Source organism: Halobacillus litoralis, from assembly GCF_004101865.1.
Taxonomy (GTDB): Bacteria; Bacillota; Bacilli; order Bacillales; family Halobacillaceae; genus Halobacillus; species Halobacillus litoralis_A.
Genome location: NZ_CP026118.1, coordinates 2,981,449 through 3,002,057, shown reverse-complemented (window position 1 = coordinate 3,002,057; position 20,609 = coordinate 2,981,449). Strand labels below are relative to the sequence as shown.

The window sequence follows — 20,609 nt, the reverse complement described above, 5'->3', positions numbered from 1 at the left end:
TTATCCCTCTCATTTTTGATATATATTTTTTTTATTGAATACTATCTTCACTGTTTTTAATATTATTTTAATATCTAACCATATGGAATGTTTCTCTACATATTTAATATCCCAATTTATTTTTTCATCCCAACTTAAATTATTTCTTCCCTTAATTTGAGCCAACCCAGTTACTCCCGGTTTAACTTGCAAACGTTTAAGTTGATATTTATTGTAATTATCAGTGTGCACTGGTAGTGCAGGTCTTGGTCCAACTACAGACATATCTCCCTTGATAATATTAATAAGTTGTGGCAACTCATCAATACTATATTTCCTTAAGAACATTCCAACTTTAGTAATTCTAGTGTCATTTTCTTCTGTTTTGTACTTAAGTCCAATATTCTCAGCATTTTGAACCATTGTTCGAAATTTGTATATTTCAAAGTGTTTTTGATAGATTCCACCACGATTTTGTTTAAAAATAACTGGACCTCTATCTTCAATTTTTATCAAGATTCCCACTATAAATAATAACGGTATAAAAAATATAAACGCAAAAACGGAAATAATTAAGTCAACCAATCTTTTCATAACTGATCTATCTCCTAAGTAGTTTTATTAAATACATCTAATTGCCTTTTCACAACTTTTTTTTCATCATAATATTTGACAGCTTTTTCTCTCGCTTTTACTTTAAAAGAATTTAGTGTTTTGTTAGAAGTTGATAAATTAATTATAGAAGAAGCAATTTCATCAGGAGACTTTAAATTAACTAAATAACCATTAAGGCTATTATCTACTTCCTCTCGTGACCCTCGAATATTTGTAGCAATAATTGCACATTCCATAGCCATAGCTTCAATAATAGACCTTGGCATTCCTTCACGATAAGAAGGAAGGCAATATATATCTGTTAAAGCTAATAGATCGGGAATATCATTTCTATAGCCTGTAAAAATTATGTTTGGATTACTTCTATGAATTTCTAATTGTACCTTAGTTTCTTGGTCTCTTTCCGTAGCACTAGTTTCACCAATTACAAGTAACTTAATATTTTCCTTTTCAATAATATTGAAAGCTTCTAATAAGTCAAGAATTCCTTTCTCTTTAACCAGTCTTCCGATAAAAGTAACAATAACATCATTTTCCCGAAAACTAAACTCTTCTTTTAATTCCCTGATCCTATTTTCATTTATATTTGTGGGGTTAAAACTTTTATTAACATCAACTCCATTACTAATTACAGTAATACGATCATTTGGTAAAAAATTGTTCTCAATTGCTAAGTTACCATCCTCTTCACTCTGTGTAAAAATGTAATTCGTGCACAATTTTGCACACCACTTTTCTATCAAATAAAATATTTTATACTTCATTGGTGTCATATTTTCATGAAAATAGAATCCATGCGCAGTATATATAATTGTAGGAACTTTTGCCAACTTTGCCGCTATTCTTCCTAAAACCGAAGCAACAGGTGTATGAACATGAACTACATCCGGTTTTTCTTTCCGAAATAATTTAACCATATTGATAATAGACTTTACGTTTTTAATAGGCGAAATTTTTCGATCTATATTAATCGTTCTTATATCAAAACCTTCATCTTTCATTTTTTTAACTTTATTACCATCAGAACATACACAAATTAAGGTATGTCCTTCATTTAAAATTGTAGTATTGAGTTCTCTTAATAAGCCATTCATAGTCGAATCAATTGCACTAATTTGAACTATTTTCATAATTTCCCCCTATCAAAATTTCACCAATATTTAGTTAACCGTAAATTTCAAATAAGAATAAATATACTTTACTCCATTAAGGAGTTCTAAAATACAAATTTTCAAATTCTTTCACAGTTGTCTCCAGATCTAGGCCTTTTACTTTAAGGGAATGCTTTATTTCCCATTCATCTAAAGGAGACTCTTTAATCATCCCTAACACTTCTCTACCCCAGCTCTCAGCTCCATCACTTAATTTTTTATATTTTATAATATTTGCATTTAAGTCGACTTCCTTTGGTACATTATTAGATATTATACTTTTCACCCCTAATACCTGTGCTTCTAAAGTTGCTATTGAAAAACCTTCGAAGTAAGATGGCAACAAAAATACATCTAAATTTTTCACTAAATCAGGAACATCGAATCTATTACCTAAAAAATTAACATTATTTTCTAGCCCTTTTTTTTTCACTAATTCTCTAATACTTTTTTCTAAAGGCCCCTTACCTATCAAAAGTAATTTATGAGGGACTTTCTCACTCTTTAAATACTCTGAGATATTTATTAAGAATTCATGGTTTTTTACATTTGAAAACCTACCAACATGTCCTAATACCAAAGTATTGTTTGGAATATCAAACTCTTTTTTAAAATCAGCCTTTGAAGTTAAACTGCTCCAATCATACTTTTCCAAATCTATACTATTATTAATAACTTGAAAACTGTTACTATAGACTAACTCCCCAGCACTTTTACTACAAGCTACCTTTTTTGTTGAAAGTAAATTAAGAAAATACTTAAGTATTGGAAACAAGCCTTTTATCCATCTACTACTAACTTTGTTTTGGTGGATATGAGTTATTCTGTTGTTAATCCCTGATATTTTTGCAGCAAATAAGGCAGGACTAGCTTTATACCCATTATGAACATGAATAGCATCATATGGACCATTCTTCTTTATTATCGACATTATTAGCTTTATATGTTTAATAATACCGGTTTCTTTTATATAAGGGATATACTCTACATTAGATCCATAACGAGTAAATTCAGAATGTAACTCTCCTTTATTAAATGAAACAAAATCAAAATGTATTAGGCTTTTATCTACTTTTTTATAAATATCTAATATTAATTTGGATGTTCCACCAAAAGTTGTGTTAGGAATAATATGCAACACTTTTTTCCTTTTCATAAGTTTTTACCCCTATTTCAAAATAATATTATAAGCTTTACATAATTGTGTTACTTCTTCATCAATAGTAAATTTTTTCTTTTCAAAATTCCTTTTAATACTCTTATTAGTGGGTCTATCAATATTAATTTGATTAGTAATTATTTTTATCCACTGTTCTATGCTGTCTTCAAGACTTATTTTTTTCAACAAACCCAGACCCATATTAATTTCCTCAGGTAATTTGTCAGAAGTTACACAAGGAACTCCTGCAGCCTGAGCTTCTATAGCTCCACCGCCCAACCCTTCATAAAGAGAAGGCATAACGAATACATCAATCGATTTAAGTATTTCCGGAACATCCTCTCTTAGGCCTAAAAAATGAACATTATTAATAATTCCCTGGTTTATTGCTAATTTCGTAACATCTTTTCTCAGTTGCCCTTCGCCTACGAGGACAAGGTGAGCATTAATGCCGTTATCAATCATTTTATTACAAATATCCACTAAAAACTTTTGGTTTTTCATCTTCGCAAACCTTCCAACGTGGCCCATAATAATATCCGCTTCATCAATATTAAAAAAATCCATCTTTTCTTTTTGTGTCTTATCCGAAATGAAAAACCTCTCAATATCTATAGCGTTTGGAACAACTGTGAACTCCCCTGTATTAAAAAGAAATTCTCCAGCCTCTTTACTAATGGCTAATTTTTTTGTCGCTGCTAGGTTAATTAGCTTTCTTCCTAAAAAAAGAGCAATTTGGAATTTTAAACCACGGTCTTTGAGACTGGAAGTAGTTCTCGAGTGACAAATAATATTTGGAACTCTTGCTGCTTTAGCAGCTAATGCTACAATCCCTTGATGGTAAGACGTGTGAGAATGAACTGCTTGATATGGACCTTCATTTTTTATAAGGGTGTATAATTCTAAAAAATGTCGAAGAACTCCAACATTTTTGGGATGATTAATGGTATATTTTTTTCCACCTAACGATTTAACTTCCGCATCATAATAATGGTCTTTATTATCAAGCACTAAGAAATCGAATTGCACTTTTTCATTCAGATTTCTATAGACATCTAATATTCTGGATTCAGCTCCACCTTTATCTAAAGTTGCAAAAACATGTAACACTCTTTTGTTTACCATTTATTTTATACCTCCACGCAATTTAGAAAAGATTTCATAAAACCGGCTAATATTTATCACTAAGAAAGTCCCAACTAATATAGAATTAATTATTAAAATAATATGGTTAAGTGGATCAAAGAAACTGTTTAGAAGAGCTAAGAGAATAAACAAAAGTAAATTACTTGTAAAACTCAGATAATTTATCTTTATTTTATAAAAATAATTTCCAGCCCAAGTTCTAAGGAAGAAGTATATTAGATAAGAAAGAGAGGTAGATATCGCCGCCCCCATAATTCCTATCCATTGAATCAATAAGTAACTCCCAACCACGTTAATCAATGTAATAGTTATAGAAATATATATGTGTAAATAGGATTTTTTATAAAAGTTTATACCTACCATAGTAACCTCTGAAAGAATTAACATAACAGGGATAATTACTAGTATCGGAAAAATATTTATAGAATCATAAAATGATTGTCCTAATAATATTTTCAATAAGCTCTTACATAAAATCAATATAATCCCTAAACTAAATGTTATTAAAGAAACTATGTTAAACGACTGAACAAAGAAATTGATTGTATCATTGTTTTTTTCTTCAAATTTTTTATAACTTAGTGGTATCCAATACGAATTAAAACTAGTATGTAAAATAAGTAAGATTGAAACAATTTTAAAAGCAGCCGAATATATACCCACATCCTCCATACCGTTCATTTCTTTTAACAATAGCCTATCTGTATATTGAAATAACCAAGTGATTAGAAGTGTCAAAGAAAAGGGAAAGCCATATTTTATAAGTTCCTTATAGCTAATAAATATTTTAGTATTTCTATCAAATAAAACCATTTTCCAAGTTTTAAGAGTATAATATATAGAAATAAAAACCACAATAAAGTTTGAAATTACTAAAGACAATACAGGAATATAAAAAGTATAAGAATCGCTACTAATAATAAAAATAAGCAATATTATTATTATTAAGTCAAAAAGTTTAATAGCGGCTTGAATGAAGGAATATTTAACTCCTTCTTCCTCCATTCTTAATATTGACAAGCATATCCTTATTACCAACCTACCCGCTATATATAATATTAGCAATATAATTAGATTATTAATCCTTACACCAAAAAGCAATTCGGATAACTGCTCTCTAAAAACTAGTAATAAAATGGTTATAGCAATGAAACTAATTATATTTATTACAATAACTTTCCTTAATAATTCATGATTATCCCTTTTTAACTCGGGATAAAACCTAAAGTACATCTGATCTGTTCCTAACAATGCTAGTAATAAGAATAGATTTGTACTAACTAAAAAAAGAGAATAAATCCCATAATCTTCTGGTGTAAGAATTCTAGTTATTATAGGTGTAGTTACTATGGCAATAAGCAAACTAACCCAACTACCGACCGAAAAGGATAGAAATTTTCTAATAATTACATTCTTGAGTAGCATACTTACTCTTTAACCTACTTTCATCAACGATCATTAATATAGCAAGAACAGTTAGACTCCAGACTATGTTACTCCCCGTTAACAAACTAGAACTTACATTGGACATAAGAAAAAAAATAATTAATATTGTGCCTATATATAACTTGTTTCCTTTTACGTTCTTTATAAAAAAAAGAATCAAGGTAGCTATTAAAGCAAAAATAAAGATAAGGCCAAACCTTTGAGTTAACTCAATTACTAAACTATGAGAATTGGTCATTCCTTTATTAAAGACTAAATTATTATACATATTTTCTGTAAGACCAAATGGATATTCATAAATCAATTTTATATGATATGCATAAACTTCATTTCTGCTATCAAAGATGTTAATTATGTTTGATAGTTTTTCTACTGAGTAACTGCCTATAGTATCATAGTAGTTAGTTCCTATCATTAAAATAACTAAAACAAAAGGAATACCAATAAATATAACTTTGAATATATTCCTGAATTTAAAATTCTTAAAAAATAATATTAAATAAAAGGCTACTGTACAAACTATTAATGTACGAGAACTAATAATAAAAATCAATATTGTGATTGAAAAATTCAATAATACATTGTACTTTATTTTATTATCCATAATATTTATTACTATAAGGCAACATAGTAATGTAATACCTAGATCATTTTGATTAAAGAAAAACCCTGTTGGGAGAAATAAATTGGTTTGTGTATAATTTACTATGTTTGAATATATTAAGTGCTCGGAAGTAATTACTTCTGACACACTAACTATTATATTACATACAATAAAAAGTAAAAATGAAGTTAAAAGCTTATTTATTTGACCTCTTTTGCATATTTCATAAGTTACTAAAATCACAAAGTAGGTACTTAATAATGTCATGGTAAATGTAAGGTTTTCTAGCGATCCTTTCCACGAAACTAAGAATGGATGAATCCAAATGTACAAAAATATCATCAAAAAATAAAGGTAAATTTTTTGTTTTTTTAATAAACCCTTTAAGAGAATATAAAATCCTATAGGTAAAATTAATAATCTATAAATTTGTATTTCTGGGAAGTTCTCTAAAGATAGATATATCCCAAAAAATGAGGTATAAATAGAAAAAAGCAACAAATTATCATAGTTTAATTTTGGAAAATTAACAAAAAATAAAGCTATTAATATTGGCATAAAAATATAATAGTGGACATCTATGAATACAAGTACTCCAAATATAGATAGCAAAAAAATATTCAAATAAAATTTCAACACAGTAGAACACTTCCATTAAAATCGTCAATTATAGTTGACGATATAAATTTTAAAATCACTCTTACTCATCAATTATTATAACCTCCAAAGATCTATGTTTGCTGGTGTTTCATCCTGAGGTAAACTACTTTTAATATCTACTACAATTCCTTTTCCATGCTTTAGTAACATTTCGAATTGTGACCATCCTCTGTCAATATAGCTATTATGTGGAACAGCAAAAACTACTGCATCAGCAGGTTTTATTTCTTCATAGGGAACAAGTTCTATTCCATATTCCTTCAAAGCTTCTTCGTATTCAGCCTCTGCATCGGTTACCTGTACATCAATTCCAAAATCCTTCAATTCGTGTATTACATCAATCACTTTTGAATTTCTTAGGTCTGGAACGTTTTCTTTGAATGTTAAACCGAGGATAGTTACTCTCGAACCTTGGATTGGCATATTTTTCTTAATCATTCTTTTTATCAATGATGTGGCGATAAATCTCCCCATGTCATCATTGATTCTTCTACCAGCCAAAATAACTTCTGGATGATATCCTACAGCATTTGCTTTATATGTTAGATAATAAGGATCGACACCTATACAATGCCCCCCAACTAAACCTGGTGAAAAAGGTAGAAAATTCCATTTAGTGCCTGCTGCTTTTAAAACTTCATTAGTATCGATATCTAATTTATCAAAAATTATAGCCAATTCATTCATTAATGCAATATTTAAATCTCTTTGGGTATTTTCTATTACTTTAGCTGCTTCTGCAACTTTAATCGAGCTAGCCCGATGTACCCCTGCTTCTACTACTGAGCCATAAACCTCTTCAATAATATTAGTTATCCCTTCACTTTCACCAGCTATCACTTTAGTAATCTTCGTGAAGGTATGCTCTCTATCACCAGGATTTATACGTTCAGGTGAATAGCCAACAAAAAAGTCCTCACCTTGCTTTAATCCTGAATGCTCTTCTAAAGACGGAACACATATTTCTTCAGTAACGCCTGGATAAACAGTAGATTCATATACTATAATTGTTCCTTTTTGCATATGTTTAGCAATCATTTCAGATGCTTTAATCATTGGGGTTAATTCCGGTTGTTTATTTTCATTAATTGGTGTCGGTACAGCTACAATAATAAAATCCACATCATTTAGTGAATTTGGATCGTTAGTAAAGTCAATATTAGCCTCTTTTAAATCTACTGTTTCTACCTCATCCGTAAAATCAATACCCTCACGTAAAGTATGTATTCTATGTCCACTAACATCAAAGCCAACCACTTTATGTGTCTTACCAAACGCTACAGCCACCGGTAAACCTACGTATCCTAACCCCACTACTGCTATTTTTCTATTCATAATTTAAATCCCCCATAAAACTATTTATTGTCGATTTGGTAGTATTCTAGGTACCAATCAATAAAATTACTAATTCCATCTTTAATTGAAGTCTGTGGTCGGAAATCAACTTCTCTAAAAAGATCTTCTACATCTGCGTATGTTTCAGGCACATCGCCAGGTTGTAAAGGAAGAAAATCTTTTTTTGCTTCTATCCCTAACTTTTTTTCTATAGCACTAATGAAATCCATAAGCCTCACAGGATTGTTATTTCCTATATTATATACTTTGTATGGTGCATAGCTTGTGCCAGGATCAGGGTTGTTGCTACTCCATAGAGTATTCGGTTTAGGAGTAGTCTTAGTTAAACGATAAATACTTTCTACAATATCATCAATGTAAGTGAAATCTCTCATCATTTCTCCATTATTAAAAACTTTAATGGGTTCACCGTTCAAAATGGCTTGAGTAAATAAGAATAAAGCCATGTCTGGCCTTCCCCATGGACCATAAACTGTGAAGAATCTCAAACCTGTAGTAGGTAGTTTATATAGATGACTGTAAGTATGTGCCATAAGTTCATTAGACTTCTTAGTTGCGGCATATAAACTGATAGGATGATCAACATTATCGTGGACAGAAAACGGTAAACTAGTGTTTGCGCCATAAACAGAACTTGAAGAAGCATATATTAATTGTTCTACTTTGTAATGTCTGCACCCTTCTAGTATATTTGTGAAACCTACAACGTTTGATTCTATATAGGCTTGAGGGTTTTCAAGACTATATCGAACACCAGCTTGTGCTGCTAAGTGAATGACAATTTCAGGCCTCTCTTTTTCAAAAAAGTCATTCATTCTTTCCTTCTCTTCCAAATTAATTTTATACAACTTAAAGTTCTTCTCTTCTTTCAGAATATCCAAGCGTGAGTGTTTTAAATTAGGGTCGTAATAATCGTTTATGTTATCCAACCCCACCACTTGAAACCCTTCTGAAAGTAATCTTTTTGATAAATTAAAACCAATGAAGCCTGCTGCACCTGTAACTGAAATTTTCTTCATAACCTTCTCCTTTAAAAAACTGCTTTGTAATTTCATTTCAATAAGTGGTTTTAAACAAAAAAATAGTGATTGCACATTAAGTTCTAAGAGCATAAACGTTCTCAATCTTATGATTGGGAATTTGGTTATTAGCCAAGTCAATCGCATATTCTTTCAAATCATCCACACTGCTTTCCAAATGATGATCCAATAGATATTGCACTAATCGATAGTCAAACTCCACCGTCTTCCCAATGAAAATCTTAGGAAATACTGGTTTCTTATTCACTTCTTTTTCACTAAGAAGCTCCTCATACATCTTCTCACCAGGTCTTATCCCATTAAAATCAATCGGAACCTCATCCTCTGTAAACCCTGATAGATGAATTAAATTTCTCGCTAGATCGACGATCTTAACCGGTTCGCCCATATCAAGAACAAATACCTCGCCGCCTCTAGCTAATGCTCCAGCCTGAAGCACTAACCTTGAAGCTTCTGGTATTGTCATGAAGTACCGTGTCATGTCTGGATGAGTGACTGTAACGGGGCCGCCTGCCGCAATCTGTTTCTTGAACAATGGAATTACGCTGCCCCGGCTTCCGAGAACATTCCCAAAGCGTACAGCGACAAAATTAGTCCTGCTTCTTTTACTCAGGTTCTGGATCACCATTTCCGCAATCCGCTTCGTCGAGCCCATCACGTTCGGTGGGTTGACCGCTTTGTCGGTCGAAACAAGGACGAATGTTTTCACACCGGCATGATCAGCTGCTTCGGCGACATTTTTCGTCCCAATCACGTTATTCTTCACCGCTTCTTTCGGATTCGCTTCCATCAATGGCACATGTTTATGGGCAGCTGCATGGTAGATATAGGAAGGGGCATAATCTCCCACGACTTGGAAGATTCGCTCTCGATCCTGAACATCGGCGATAACGGTCACCAGTTCTGTATCGATTTCATATTGCTTTAACTCCATATGGATCGTATAAATGCTGTTTTCTCCATGACCGAGTAAAATGAGACGCTCTGGTCCAAACTTCACCAGCTGTCGGCATATTTCTGAGCCGATACTGCCGCCGGCGCCCGTAACCATAACCGTTCTCCCTTTTACTTCGGACTCAATCGAGTCGATATCAAGTTCGACAGGGTCACGTCCTAACAAATCCTCAATCTCTACGTCGCGGATTTGATTGACGGAAACATTACCAAGCGCGATATCTTCAATCATCGGCAGTGTCTGCACGTTTTTTACAACACTTTTTGCGGTTTGGATGATTTCTTTAATCCGCTCTCTCTCTACAGAAGGCATAGCAATCACAATATGATTGACCTGATATTTTTCTACAATCTGTTCTATTTTTTCTGTATTACCAAAGACCGGCAAGCCACTGATCGTCAGATGATGCATCGTGAAGTCATCGTCCACAAAGCCGGTGACTTCCCCATTGAATTCCTTCGAGCTGTTCATCTGTCTTGCCAGCATGCGCCCGGCTGCTCCTGCTCCGACAATCAATGTCTTTTGGCGGTTAGGGTTTTGACTGAGGATTTTCGCTTTTCTCAGTTTCGGATTCAACGTAATTCCATAGGTTTTATAATACTGCCATGCGAACCTCACTCCACCGATCAACAAGATATGTAACATCCATGTGATTGTGAGCGCCCGTTCATAAATCATCCCAAAAGCTAAAACTTGAATGATTGCTGTCGATATAATAGATAGAGTGACGACAGTAAAGATGCCGAGCAGTTCTTCTGTACTCGCATAACGCCATTTCTTCTTATACATACCGAGCATGCTTGAAAATAAATGATGTGAGATTAATAGAGCAAGAGATGATACAAGCATGATCTGGTCGAAAACAGCGACATATGGATTCAAGAAGAAGTGCGACATGTAGATGGAAAAGGAAACGATGATTGAATCAATGGCAATCAGCAGGAATAAACGTCTTCGATAAGCTGTTGTCATAAACTATCCTCTCCTTCCTTGTGTAGGGTTCTTGTTAGTCTTTCATTCATCCGAAAATACCAAGCAATTTCTTTCTTTTAATAGGTTGCGGCTGGTCACTAATCAGGGCTGCACCTGAAACGACCGCTTCACTGTTTTCCAAAAACAAATCGACAATCTCAGGTCCAAACTCTTTGTCCACTTCCTCAAAAGCTTCGCTCAAACAAAAGCCTCTCGACGTCGTATTATGAGCATCGGAAGCGATGAGATGAGTCAGATTGGATTCGATTAACTGGTGGGTGAATTTCTTTATCTTTTTACCAAATCGACCGGTGACACTTGCGGCGGTCACTTGGGTGTAGGTACCTTTTTCAACCATTTCCAACAAAAGATTTGACTCCTGGATGAGCTGGGTGTTCCGTTCTGGGTGGACGATGATTGGTTGATAACCGTCGACCTGGATGTCGAAAAGCATTTGTTTTGCATAACGTGGGACATGATTGGATGGAAATTCAACAAAAACATAGCCGTTTTCATTAGCGTTCAATGTTAGGACTTCATTTTCGTGTAAACCTTCAATCATTTCGCCATGAATCCGTGATTCCTGGCCTGGCAGCACAGTCAGCGGGATGTTGTGGTTTTCTAGATGGTTGTTGAGGTCTTCGACTAGTGGAAGAATCTCTTGTTTCCCATTTATGTACCGGCCATTTTGATGGTGTGGGGTCGCTATTATGGTATGGATACCATCTTCCACCGCTGCCCTTGCCATCACTATGCTGTCTTCTATTGTCTGAGCTCCATCATCGATACCTGGCAAAATGTGGCTGTGAATATCTATCAAAACGTACCTTCTCCCTTGTCTCCAAAATGCTTGATTGCTATTTTTCCATTTCCGTCACTTTATTGTAATAAATTCATTATAGCAGTTTGCGTTGTCGCATTGAAGGGTGGAATTGTAGTTATTTGCAATATTTTCATATAAAATGTAATAAATTATTGATAATCCGCTTACATTGTTAAAATTCAACGAAAAAAAGAGTAACTCTAGCATATAACTTCATACTAAAAGTTACTCTAGTTTTTCATCCTAAGAGATCTATCGATTGAAAATCCCTAGAATCTTGCTTTTTTTTACATGGGCGGGAGGTTCTGCGGCAAGAACGTCTCCAGCGATGATGTCCTCAGCATTTTCTGACAACATATAGACCATATCAAGCCCGAAATTTTTCCTCACTTCACTGTAAGCATCTTTCAGACAGAAGCCTCTTGTTGAATCATTATGGGCGTCAGTTGCGATTACATGGGCCAAGTTCGCCTCGATCAATTGCTCAGAGAACTTTTTGATTTTCTTCCCGAAATGACCGCAAACACTTCCAGCCGTCAGCTGTGTGAAAGCTCCCCGTTTGACGAAGGAATACAACAGATCGGGATCTTCGATAAGCTGCTTGTTGCGCTCGGGATGCACGATAATCGGCTGATAGCCTGCCACTTGTAAATCAAAAAACAGCTGTGACGCATAGCGCGGAACAGCGTTCGATGGAAACTCGACAAATACGTATTTTGTATCTTCATTGATGGTCAGGATTTCATTCTTTTCTATCCCATCGATCATCTCACCATAAATTCTTGTCTCTTGACCTGGCAGTACTTCGAGCGGAATATTCCGTTCTTCGAATGTACGGTTCAGTTCCCCAACTTGAATCAGTACATTATGTTTGAAATTGTCATACGAACCATTCTTATGGTGTGGTGTAGCGACAATTTTATCAATTCCGTCCTTCACGGCTGCTTCCGCCATTTTTATACTTTCATCCATTGTCTGGGCTCCATCATCGACCCCAGGGAGGATGTGGCTATGAATATCTATCAAAAGACCTACTCCCCTTCCGTTTCATAATCCTATACTTTTCTCTTTTTATAATACTATATTTGATTATACCAACATGCAATTAGTAAATAAAGGTTATTCGCTTATTTATCATTCGACTTTATATTTATTTTTTCTACAAATTTTTAATTATTTATAGGTCTTTAGGTATACAAAAAAGAGAGAATGGAGTCTAACTACCCATTCTCTCTTCGCTTATTGCCCATAATAGTAATAATAGTTGCTTGATTTCAAGTCTTGATCGTTCAAGACCGCACCTAGTAGATTCGCATTAGATTGTTGCAAGTGTTCTTTCGCTTTCACAGCTGCTTCTTTCTCTGTCTGTTTACTTCTGACGACGAGCAGTACACCGTCGACAAAGCTTGATAAGACTTGAGAATCAGTCACGGCAAGTACTGGGGGGGTATCAAAAATGATCATATCATACGTTTTCTTCGCTTCTTCGATGAATGCCTTCATCTTTTGCGAACCGAGAAGCTCAGACGGGTTCGGCGGGATTGGACCACATGGCAGTAAATCCAAGTTTTTAACTTCGCTATTCGTCGCCAAGTCGGTAACCGCTTGTTCACTGACTAAGTAATTGCTCAATCCTTTTGTATTTCCAATCCGGAATGTGTAATGGATGGTCGGTTTACGCAGGTCGGCATCGACAAGCAGGACTTTCTTCCCCTGCTGGGCAAAGACCACGGCCGTATTCGCTGTCGTAATCGATTTTCCTTCAGATGGACTCGCAGATGTGACGAGCATTGTTTCTAGGTCATGATCGACGGTCGTAAATTGTAAGTTTGTGCGGATCGTTCGGAACTGTTCAGCAATCGGTGATTTCGGATTCTCATCCGCAATCAACCTTCTTGCTCTCGTATTAAGGGCTATATTCTTTTTACGTGCCAACTGATTCACCCCTCATTTCGGTTACTTCCGGCTTTTTTCTTGTACGAGCCGTCCGGGTTGGAATGTCGTTTTCTGTAATGGTAGATACAACACCAAGGACCGGCATGCCTAAGGATTCTTCAATATCTGTTTCCGACTTGATCGTGTTATCAAGGTATTCCAGTAAGAAAGCGATTCCTACTCCGACCATCAACCCGACGACAAGCGCAATCGCGATGTTCAACACCGTATTCGGACTTACAGGTGATGGGTTCGATCCGACATTAGCGCTTGATAAGACATTGACATTATCCACACTCATCAACTGTGGAATTTCTTCTTTGAATACATTAACGGTCGTATTGGCAATCTCAGCCGCTCGTTGTGGGTCAGGATCTGTCACTGTGACATTCACGACCTGCGATTGCTCGGCATTGGCTACCTGCAACTTTTCAGATAGTTCGCTAGATGTCATATTCAATTCCAATTCTTCCACTACCGCGTCCAGGATTCTCGGACTTTGGATAATCACATTATAAGTATTAATGAGTTCCACATTTGTCTTTATATCATTGATATCATAGGGAGAATTCTCCGATTGTTCCTGAGATTGATTGACGATGAACTGTGTTGATGCTTCATACGTCGGTGTTAAAACAAAAAGCGTAATGGCTGCACTGATGATGGCTGCTCCTGCTGCTAAGCCGAGGATCAACCAGATTCTCTTCTTTAAAACCTCGAAAATTTCTTTCAAGGAGATGGTTTCTTCCATGAATGAACCTCCAATATTTTGTCGAATTATAGATAGAAATATTATAGCATACTACTTTCATAGTTTAAGTACTTGGTAACAATTTTCTTTGAATTTAGGTATACCTGTTCATTTAAACTATGATAACGATGCCCCATTATACAACATCGGTCAATTCCCGCATTTGTTTAGTAGGTAATTATTAGCAATCATTTCTTAGTGATTATTGGGTTCGTTACTATATATACCTGAGGGTGGTTGAGAAACAACTCGCTTCCGAGGCATTTGGTGTGAACATGTGGTGTTGTTGCTTCTCACGAATCGCTTATCGGTGGGTGCTTGCCGCGGGCACGGCCTCAGCTAACTTGGTCAAGAAGATCACTTGACCAAGTGGATCTTCGCCTCGCGCTGTTCCCACAGGCGTCACCACCGAACGCTCATCGTGGAATCAACAGTGGTTCATCTAAAAAGAGTGATTTTCTTGTCCATTGAAAGAGAAGCGCTAAAATTCCTGCTGTCGAAACATTGCTGAAGAACCTCTTAGAATATTAGGGCAAAAGTTCCGTTTTTGTGAGAGTAAAGTGAAAGGACAATTAGATGCAACATCATCGTACATGCTTGCTCTGAACATTAGAGACTCATCTCGAAACGAAAGGGGTCCGTTCACCAAAGAAGAAATGGGCTGGCTAGAGACTCCCGCGGGGGAAAGAAAACACCAGCATAGGGGGGTGAATATGTCCTAAGCTTTGTAGAGGTACATGCACTCCAGCGAGGCTCTCGCTCCTAAGAACTTTTTCACTTGTAGCAGCGAATCTGATGTTTCCGTTCTCTTAACAAACGCAAGAAGGACCAGGAAATTGCGAGACTCCTGTGGGATACGCGGGTTAGATGAGACCCCGGAAGGCGAAGCCTGAAGAGGCTCAGCGCACGCCCACGGAAAGCGAGCGATTCCCCGGTCCTTCATAGCTCCACCCTTAGTAACGGAAACGAACACTTAAAATTCAACTAACAGAAAAAAAGAGCATGCCTTCGGGAGGCTGCTCGTTTTAATTGTTATAAAGGTCAATAATTCGGTTCAAGAGCGTCTTTTCATCATTTTCCTCCGCAATCGCTTCGCCCTTACGGATCATTTCCTCTCTTAACTCACGAGAAGCCATCGCTTGTTCGATGCCTTGTTGAATTGATGAAGCGTCTTTTGGTTCCACGAGGATACCAGCACCATCGCTGAGCAAATAATGCAGGCCGCCGACATCCGTCCCGACCACAGGTGTATGGCAGGACATCGCTTCTAATGCGACTAGCCCGAAGCCTTCAATATGGGAAGGGAGAACGAAGAGATCAGCTGCTGCCATCCAGCGGCCGAGCGTCTGTTGATCCTTCGTGCCATGGAAATGAACAGCATCCTTATATTCGCTTGCTACATCCGTTTTAAGCTCTTGCAAAAAGCCTTCATCCTTCATGCTGCCGATGATATGAAGCTCCGCATTTTTATCAGGGAGGCGTTGGAATGCTGTAATCAATTCCTTCAGCCCTTTCGCTTTGATCAGGTTGCCTACGAAAAGGATGTGGAAACTTTCTTGAGAAAGATTCAATTCTTTCTTCACTTTTTCTGAATCGGTTGGAGCAAAGACGGTGCGGTTCACACCCATGTTGATCAGAGACACCTGGTTTTTGTCTACCCCGAATTCCTCTGTCACTTCCTGTTTCAATGCTTCACCGACTACGATGACGTGGTCGGCTTCTTTCAGGATGTACTTGGTCATCCGGAAGATCAACTTGTTCTTTTTCGCCATTTGGTCGAGGTCACCGCCGTGAGAGGTGACGATCAGTTTGCTTTTGAACAGTTTCTTGAATAACAGCGCTGGCAGTCCGCTCGGAAAGATGTAATGGGCGTGCACGACATCGTATTTCCGTCCGTTCGTAATCAACCGGATGAGAATCTTCACCAGCCAAAGGAGGTATTTGCGTAGCAGGTTGATTTTCCCTCCGCGGTTATCCTTGTTGACAGCTGTATCGATCTGAACGCCCTTTTCACGTAGTGCCTGTACCTGGTTTTTGACGAAAATGCCATACGTCGGTGTTCGATTACTCGGGTACATATTGCTGATGACTAACACACGTTTCCCCATAACAAACTCCTTCCTGAACAAAATCCTTTTTTTATGTAGTAAGGCCCGGTTACTGGTGGTTCAAGGTACGTTGTGCGCCACTTAAAGGCGTGGAAACTCTGGGGCAGGGTAACGGAGAACGTTCCCTACCCGGAGTATACTAAATGGTCTGGCGGTATAAATCCTTTTTCAGACCATAGTTTTTGAAGATCGCCCACAGCAATGTATCCGTTCTGTTCACTTGTTTGAATCGCTTCGGGAACTTTCTCGACATGGATTCATGTGCTACACAGTGACGGATGAACCCTTCTGTTTTCCATTCGATGAATCCTTCCGCTGCCTTCACCTTAGGGGAGGTGAGATGGCCTTTGATTTTGTTGAGCTCTAAAAAGCCGTCAAATGCGATCGCCTGTGATGCGAATACATGTGTCGCTTCCACCTTCTGATCGTGCTGCTTGGAAGTATCCACGACAAAGTTGATCACATCCGGCGGGAAGGCACAGTTGATTTCATAAAGTCTGACTACCTGCTTGCGGTCCATCTCATTCAATGTATCGGCAAGCAATTGCGCTGTCGCTGTGTGATCAGGGTGCGCGTCGATGTAAGGCGTGCAGTAAATGACATCAGGATTGATCGTCTCGATTTTCTCTTTGACGTAATTGATGTTGGCCGCACTGCTGCTGACGTGTCCATCGGGAATGTTCATATACGAAACATCTGTCAATCCAAGAATTCCTGTGACCTGGTCGATTTCCTCTTTGCGCTGCTGCTTCAACTCTTCCACACTCAAATCACTGACACTGCTGCCACCATCCGTCATGAACAGACAATGGATTTCCGCTCCATGATCGGCGTGTTGACGAAGTGTTCCGCCTGGTCCGATCGTTTCATCGTCCATATGGGGAGCGAGGACGAGCACCTTTTTTTCATTTTCTAGAGATGCCGGTGTCCGCTCACCCTGGTAATGGTTCGTCAATAAAGCTTTCGTCACTGGATAATTGACCGGTTTGACAATATTCATGACAAGTTCTTTTTTATTCATATAATCTCTACCCCTTTTTATTACGCTTTCTGACGTTGTTTAATAGGAATAAAAATGCATGTGTCTTCAATAGAAACGCGACGGCTGCGAAGGCGATAGCTCCCACCACCGCTACGATGATGATTTCGACGATGTTCGGCCAGCCTCCGATCAGCTGCTGGACACCGAGGACGGCGCCACTCATGACGATAGCCGCTGCGGTGATTTTTCCATAATCGATGGCAAGGTATTTGAAATCGAGCCCGCCGACGAGCTTCACGAATACGACTAAACAGGCCGCTGTATAGAATAAAGCCATCAACGAGGCGGCAAGTGGAATGCCTAAATAGCCGAGCCATTTGGAAAAGACGAAATTGAATACCACATTCAAAAGGATCGAGCCAATGCTGATCATCAGGATCAAGTGGCCTTTTTTCATTGTATAGAAGCCTTTGTTGATGACATTATTCAGGCTGAAGAATACGACAGAACCGAAGTACAGATAGGCGACCTGAGTCGTTGCTGTTGTCGCTTGATTGCTGAAGGCTCCCCGTTCATAGAAGAGCTCGATCAAATTCGGCATCAAGAGCATCATGCCGAGCACTGATGGCAAGAGCACCAGATACATCGTCGTCAGCCCTTTTTCAATTCCCTTCTTGAACTGTGGTGTATCATCAGCCGTCACTGCTTTTGAGAGCAACGGGAAGATGATCGTCGCAATCGTCACCCCGAAAATCGCTTGCGGCATGTGCACAAGGTTCTTCGCGTAATTGATGTAGGTGACGGCACCCTCCCCCTGGTAACTGGCGAAGATCGTCCCGACCATCAAGTTGACCTGGCCGACCGCGACCGTCAGACCGACAGGCAGGAAGATCCAGTAGAACTGCTTCACCTCTGGCCAGTCGATCTTCTGTTTCACATCCATAACCTTCCGTGGTATGACGAGGAACAGTTTGAAAATCAGTGACAAAACCGTACCCGCCAAATAACCGAGCGCCAATGAATAAGCACCGATTTGATTGGCGAATAAGAAAGCAGCGAAAATCGAGCTTAGAATGACGATAATCTGTGAAACGATCGATAGCGAAAACTTACTCTCCGCATCAAAGAACGCTTCTAACACCGAATTCATCCCCACGAAGGAAATACAGGCGAAGAAAATGACCGTCACCCATGTAGCGATCTCTGTCGCCTCCGGACTGAAATCCGGATAGAATAGCGGGATGAGATATGGAGCAAGAAGCATCCCTATGATTGACAGGATGAAGGCTAAGACGAAGGTGCCTTTGAACACCTGTCCTAAATACCTCTTCCCGTTATTTTCCTCGACCGATTCGATGTAGCTTGGGACGAGTGCATTTTTCATACCGTTCGTCATGAATAAAATCAGCATATTCGGAATGATGAAGGCGGCCAAATAAGCATCCGCCACGTAACTGTCACCGAAGTAATATGCGATGACCATGTCCCGGATCAACCCAGAAACTTTGAGGAGCAATGTCGCTCCAATGAATAAAATACTGGCAAGTCCTAGTCTTGATTTCAATGTATATACCTCTTTCAATGCTATGCTGTGATTGCGATTTCCGATAGTTACCACTATAAATCATATCGGAGCATTTTACCATAAACGACAAACTTCCGTAATCTCTCCGTAACGTTTTTGCCACATGATGACGATTGGGGGAAATTTCAACTATCTTTTCCCGCCCCTAAAGGATAGAATGAAGTCGATAGAAAGGGGCTTATCATGAAACGGACAATGATTGACGAAATCTTCTTCATTCGATTTATCGCCTGTTTAACTGTTGTATTCATCCATTCAATCACAGTCACGCAGCACCATTACACATTGCCTGACTTCACTGTTGAAAGCTTCTATATGTTCAAAATGACCTTGATGTTCGCGACACCTGTTTTCGTAATGATCTCTGAATTTCTCTTATCCTATTCCTATGAGGATCGTTTGCCAAAGTCCTTTTGGAAAAAGCGGATCATGTATATCCTGATTCCTTATATTATAGTCGCCTTCATCTATTCAGCCTATCCGCTGATCATAGATGCCAGGTTCAACTGGGGTGTTTTCTTTGATACCTTCATCGCAAAGACCCTGTTAGGAAAGTGGCACGGGTATTTCGTTCTGATCATTTTTCAATTTTATGCGCTTCACTTTCTATTGAAGAGAGTGTTCGATCGTTTCCACCCTGCCCTGATGATCGGGTTGTCGCTCGCTATCAATCTATTCTATTTGGCGATGTTCAACTTCCAATGGTTTCAACAAATCCCGTGGATCGCTGTCATGCTCGATTATTACAAACTGCCATTCCTCGGCTGGATCTTTTACTTCACCATTGCTTATTACGCAGGGAAGAATATCGACACGTTTCTTAATCTATTGAAAAAGTACAAATATGTAATTATTGGCGGAGTCTTGCTTACTGGCCTTGTGCCATTGTTGATGAGGTATAATAAAATCTATTCGATCGTTTCTTCCAAACGATTCGACATTGTCCTCTATACATTGTGTATTTTTTGTTTGCTCTATTTAATAGCCCAAAAAATCAAGAAGAACCCGGCGTTTGTCATGTGGATCAGCAGCAGCTCCTATAGTATCTATTTACTGCATCCATTGTTCCAATATAATGTCAAAGACCTTTTGCAAAACGCGCCCTTCTATACGAATCTAGGCGTACATATCCTGCTGTTATTCGGAATCGGCACAGGTGGACCTTTACTCGTATCCTATCTGCTCAACAAGGTGCCCTTCGGCGCATTTATTGTCGGAAAGTTCAAGGTACCTAAATCTATTTCTCCAGAACCAGATAAGCTCAAAGTTTCATAATTAAAGAGCAAAAACAACAACGAAAGGCCTGCGTATTTATGTCGCAGGCCTCTTTTTTATGGATGAA

General features: G+C 37.8%; 17 protein-coding genes. 1 reads left to right on the top strand and 16 read right to left on the bottom strand.

What is annotated here, in order from left to right:
- Positions 1 to 9 precede the first annotated feature (9 nt).
- From HLI_RS14970 to murJ, 16 genes are all read right to left on the bottom strand, one after another.
- Entirely contained in the window at positions 10 to 573 is a 564-nt protein-coding gene (locus HLI_RS14970) for a sugar transferase (protein WP_128525725.1), read from the bottom strand.
- A gap of 14 nt (positions 574 to 587) precedes the next feature.
- Positions 588 to 1,724 (bottom strand): glycosyltransferase family 4 protein, encoded by a 1,137-nt coding sequence (locus HLI_RS14965; protein ID WP_128525724.1) that lies wholly within the window; start codon positions 1,722 to 1,724, stop codon positions 588 to 590.
- A gap of 76 nt (positions 1,725 to 1,800) precedes the next feature.
- Positions 1,801 to 2,901, bottom strand: a complete 1,101-nt coding sequence (locus HLI_RS14960) for a glycosyltransferase (protein ID WP_128525723.1) — start codon at positions 2,899 to 2,901, stop codon at positions 1,801 to 1,803.
- 12 nt (positions 2,902 to 2,913) lie between these two features.
- A complete protein-coding gene (locus HLI_RS14955; protein ID WP_128525722.1) occupies positions 2,914 to 4,029 on the bottom strand; it encodes a glycosyltransferase family 1 protein in 1,116 nt (371 codons plus the stop codon).
- Positions 4,030 to 5,412: a lipopolysaccharide biosynthesis protein gene (locus HLI_RS14950; protein WP_164908577.1), complete on the bottom strand. Its 1,383-nt coding sequence runs from the start codon at positions 5,410 to 5,412 to the stop codon at positions 4,030 to 4,032.
- 37 nt (positions 5,413 to 5,449) lie between these two features.
- Complete coding sequence (locus HLI_RS14945) at positions 5,450 to 6,739, bottom strand: O-antigen polymerase (RefSeq protein WP_128525720.1); 1,290 nt, start codon at positions 6,737 to 6,739, stop codon at positions 5,450 to 5,452.
- Positions 6,740 to 6,814: 75 nt separating this feature from the next.
- Positions 6,815 to 8,095, bottom strand: coding sequence for a nucleotide sugar dehydrogenase (locus HLI_RS14940; RefSeq protein ID WP_128525719.1), 1,281 nt, complete (start codon positions 8,093 to 8,095; stop codon positions 6,815 to 6,817).
- A gap of 20 nt (positions 8,096 to 8,115) precedes the next feature.
- Positions 8,116 to 9,135 (bottom strand): NAD-dependent epimerase, encoded by a 1,020-nt coding sequence (locus HLI_RS14935; RefSeq protein ID WP_128525718.1) that lies wholly within the window; start codon positions 9,133 to 9,135, stop codon positions 8,116 to 8,118.
- A gap of 76 nt (positions 9,136 to 9,211) precedes the next feature.
- Positions 9,212 to 11,083 (bottom strand): polysaccharide biosynthesis protein, encoded by a 1,872-nt coding sequence (locus tag HLI_RS14930; protein ID WP_128525717.1) that lies wholly within the window; start codon positions 11,081 to 11,083, stop codon positions 9,212 to 9,214.
- A 46-nt stretch (positions 11,084 to 11,129) separates the two neighbouring features.
- A complete protein-coding gene (locus tag HLI_RS14925) occupies positions 11,130 to 11,903 on the bottom strand; it encodes a tyrosine-protein phosphatase (RefSeq protein ID WP_128525716.1) in 774 nt (257 codons plus the stop codon).
- 255 nt (positions 11,904 to 12,158) lie between these two features.
- Positions 12,159 to 12,932 carry a tyrosine-protein phosphatase gene (locus HLI_RS14920; protein WP_128525715.1) on the bottom strand — a complete coding sequence of 258 codons (774 nt, stop codon included), beginning with the start codon at positions 12,930 to 12,932 and terminating at the stop codon, positions 12,159 to 12,161.
- Between the two features lie 213 nt (positions 12,933 to 13,145).
- Positions 13,146 to 13,841 carry a CpsD/CapB family tyrosine-protein kinase gene (locus HLI_RS14915; protein WP_128525714.1) on the bottom strand — a complete coding sequence of 232 codons (696 nt, stop codon included), beginning with the start codon at positions 13,839 to 13,841 and terminating at the stop codon, positions 13,146 to 13,148.
- On the bottom strand, positions 13,831 to 14,592 hold the full coding sequence (locus HLI_RS14910) for a YveK family protein (RefSeq protein WP_128525713.1): 762 nt from the start codon (positions 14,590 to 14,592) through the stop codon (positions 13,831 to 13,833). Before HLI_RS14910 ends, HLI_RS14915 begins: the two co-directional genes overlap by 11 nt.
- Positions 14,593 to 15,617: 1,025 nt before the next feature.
- Positions 15,618 to 16,700 carry a glycosyltransferase gene (locus tag HLI_RS14905; protein ID WP_128525712.1) on the bottom strand — a complete coding sequence of 361 codons (1,083 nt, stop codon included), beginning with the start codon at positions 16,698 to 16,700 and terminating at the stop codon, positions 15,618 to 15,620.
- A 139-nt stretch (positions 16,701 to 16,839) separates the two neighbouring features.
- Positions 16,840 to 17,721: a PIG-L deacetylase family protein gene (locus HLI_RS14900; RefSeq protein WP_128525711.1), complete on the bottom strand. Its 882-nt coding sequence runs from the start codon at positions 17,719 to 17,721 to the stop codon at positions 16,840 to 16,842.
- A 7-nt stretch (positions 17,722 to 17,728) separates the two neighbouring features.
- On the bottom strand, positions 17,729 to 19,246 hold the full coding sequence (gene murJ / locus HLI_RS14895) for a murein biosynthesis integral membrane protein MurJ (RefSeq protein WP_128525710.1): 1,518 nt from the start codon (positions 19,244 to 19,246) through the stop codon (positions 17,729 to 17,731).
- A 204-nt stretch (positions 19,247 to 19,450) separates the two neighbouring features.
- Between murJ and HLI_RS14890 the strand changes: the two genes are divergently transcribed.
- Positions 19,451 to 20,542, top strand: a complete 1,092-nt coding sequence (locus tag HLI_RS14890; protein ID WP_128525709.1) for an acyltransferase family protein — start codon at positions 19,451 to 19,453, stop codon at positions 20,540 to 20,542.
- Positions 20,543 to 20,609 lie beyond the last annotated feature (67 nt).

Bases quoted from the DNA above. Each gene is read 5' to 3' on its own strand.
- HLI_RS14970 (WP_128525725.1), bottom strand. From the start codon at position 573: ATGAAAAGATTGGTTGACTTAATTATTTCCGTTTTTGCGTTTATATTT.
- HLI_RS14965 (WP_128525724.1), bottom strand. From the start codon at position 1,724: ATGAAAATAGTTCAAATTAGTGCAATTGATTCGACTATGAATGGCTTA.
- HLI_RS14960 (WP_128525723.1), bottom strand. From the start codon at position 2,901: ATGAAAAGGAAAAAAGTGTTGCATATTATTCCTAACACAACTTTTGGT.
- HLI_RS14955 (WP_128525722.1), bottom strand. From the start codon at position 4,029: ATGGTAAACAAAAGAGTGTTACATGTTTTTGCAACTTTAGATAAAGGT.
- HLI_RS14940 (WP_128525719.1), bottom strand. From the start codon at position 8,095: ATGAATAGAAAAATAGCAGTAGTGGGGTTAGGATACGTAGGTTTACCG.
- HLI_RS14935 (WP_128525718.1), bottom strand. From the start codon at position 9,135: ATGAAGAAAATTTCAGTTACAGGTGCAGCAGGCTTCATTGGTTTTAAT.
- HLI_RS14930 (WP_128525717.1), bottom strand. From the start codon at position 11,083: ATGACAACAGCTTATCGAAGACGTTTATTCCTGCTGATTGCCATTGAT.
- HLI_RS14910 (WP_128525713.1), bottom strand. From the start codon at position 14,592: ATGGAAGAAACCATCTCCTTGAAAGAAATTTTCGAGGTTTTAAAGAAG.
- HLI_RS14905 (WP_128525712.1), bottom strand. From the start codon at position 16,700: ATGGGGAAACGTGTGTTAGTCATCAGCAATATGTACCCGAGTAATCGA.
- HLI_RS14900 (WP_128525711.1), bottom strand. From the start codon at position 17,721: ATGAATAAAAAAGAACTTGTCATGAATATTGTCAAACCGGTCAATTAT.
- HLI_RS14890 (WP_128525709.1), top strand. From the start codon at position 19,451: ATGAAACGGACAATGATTGACGAAATCTTCTTCATTCGATTTATCGCC.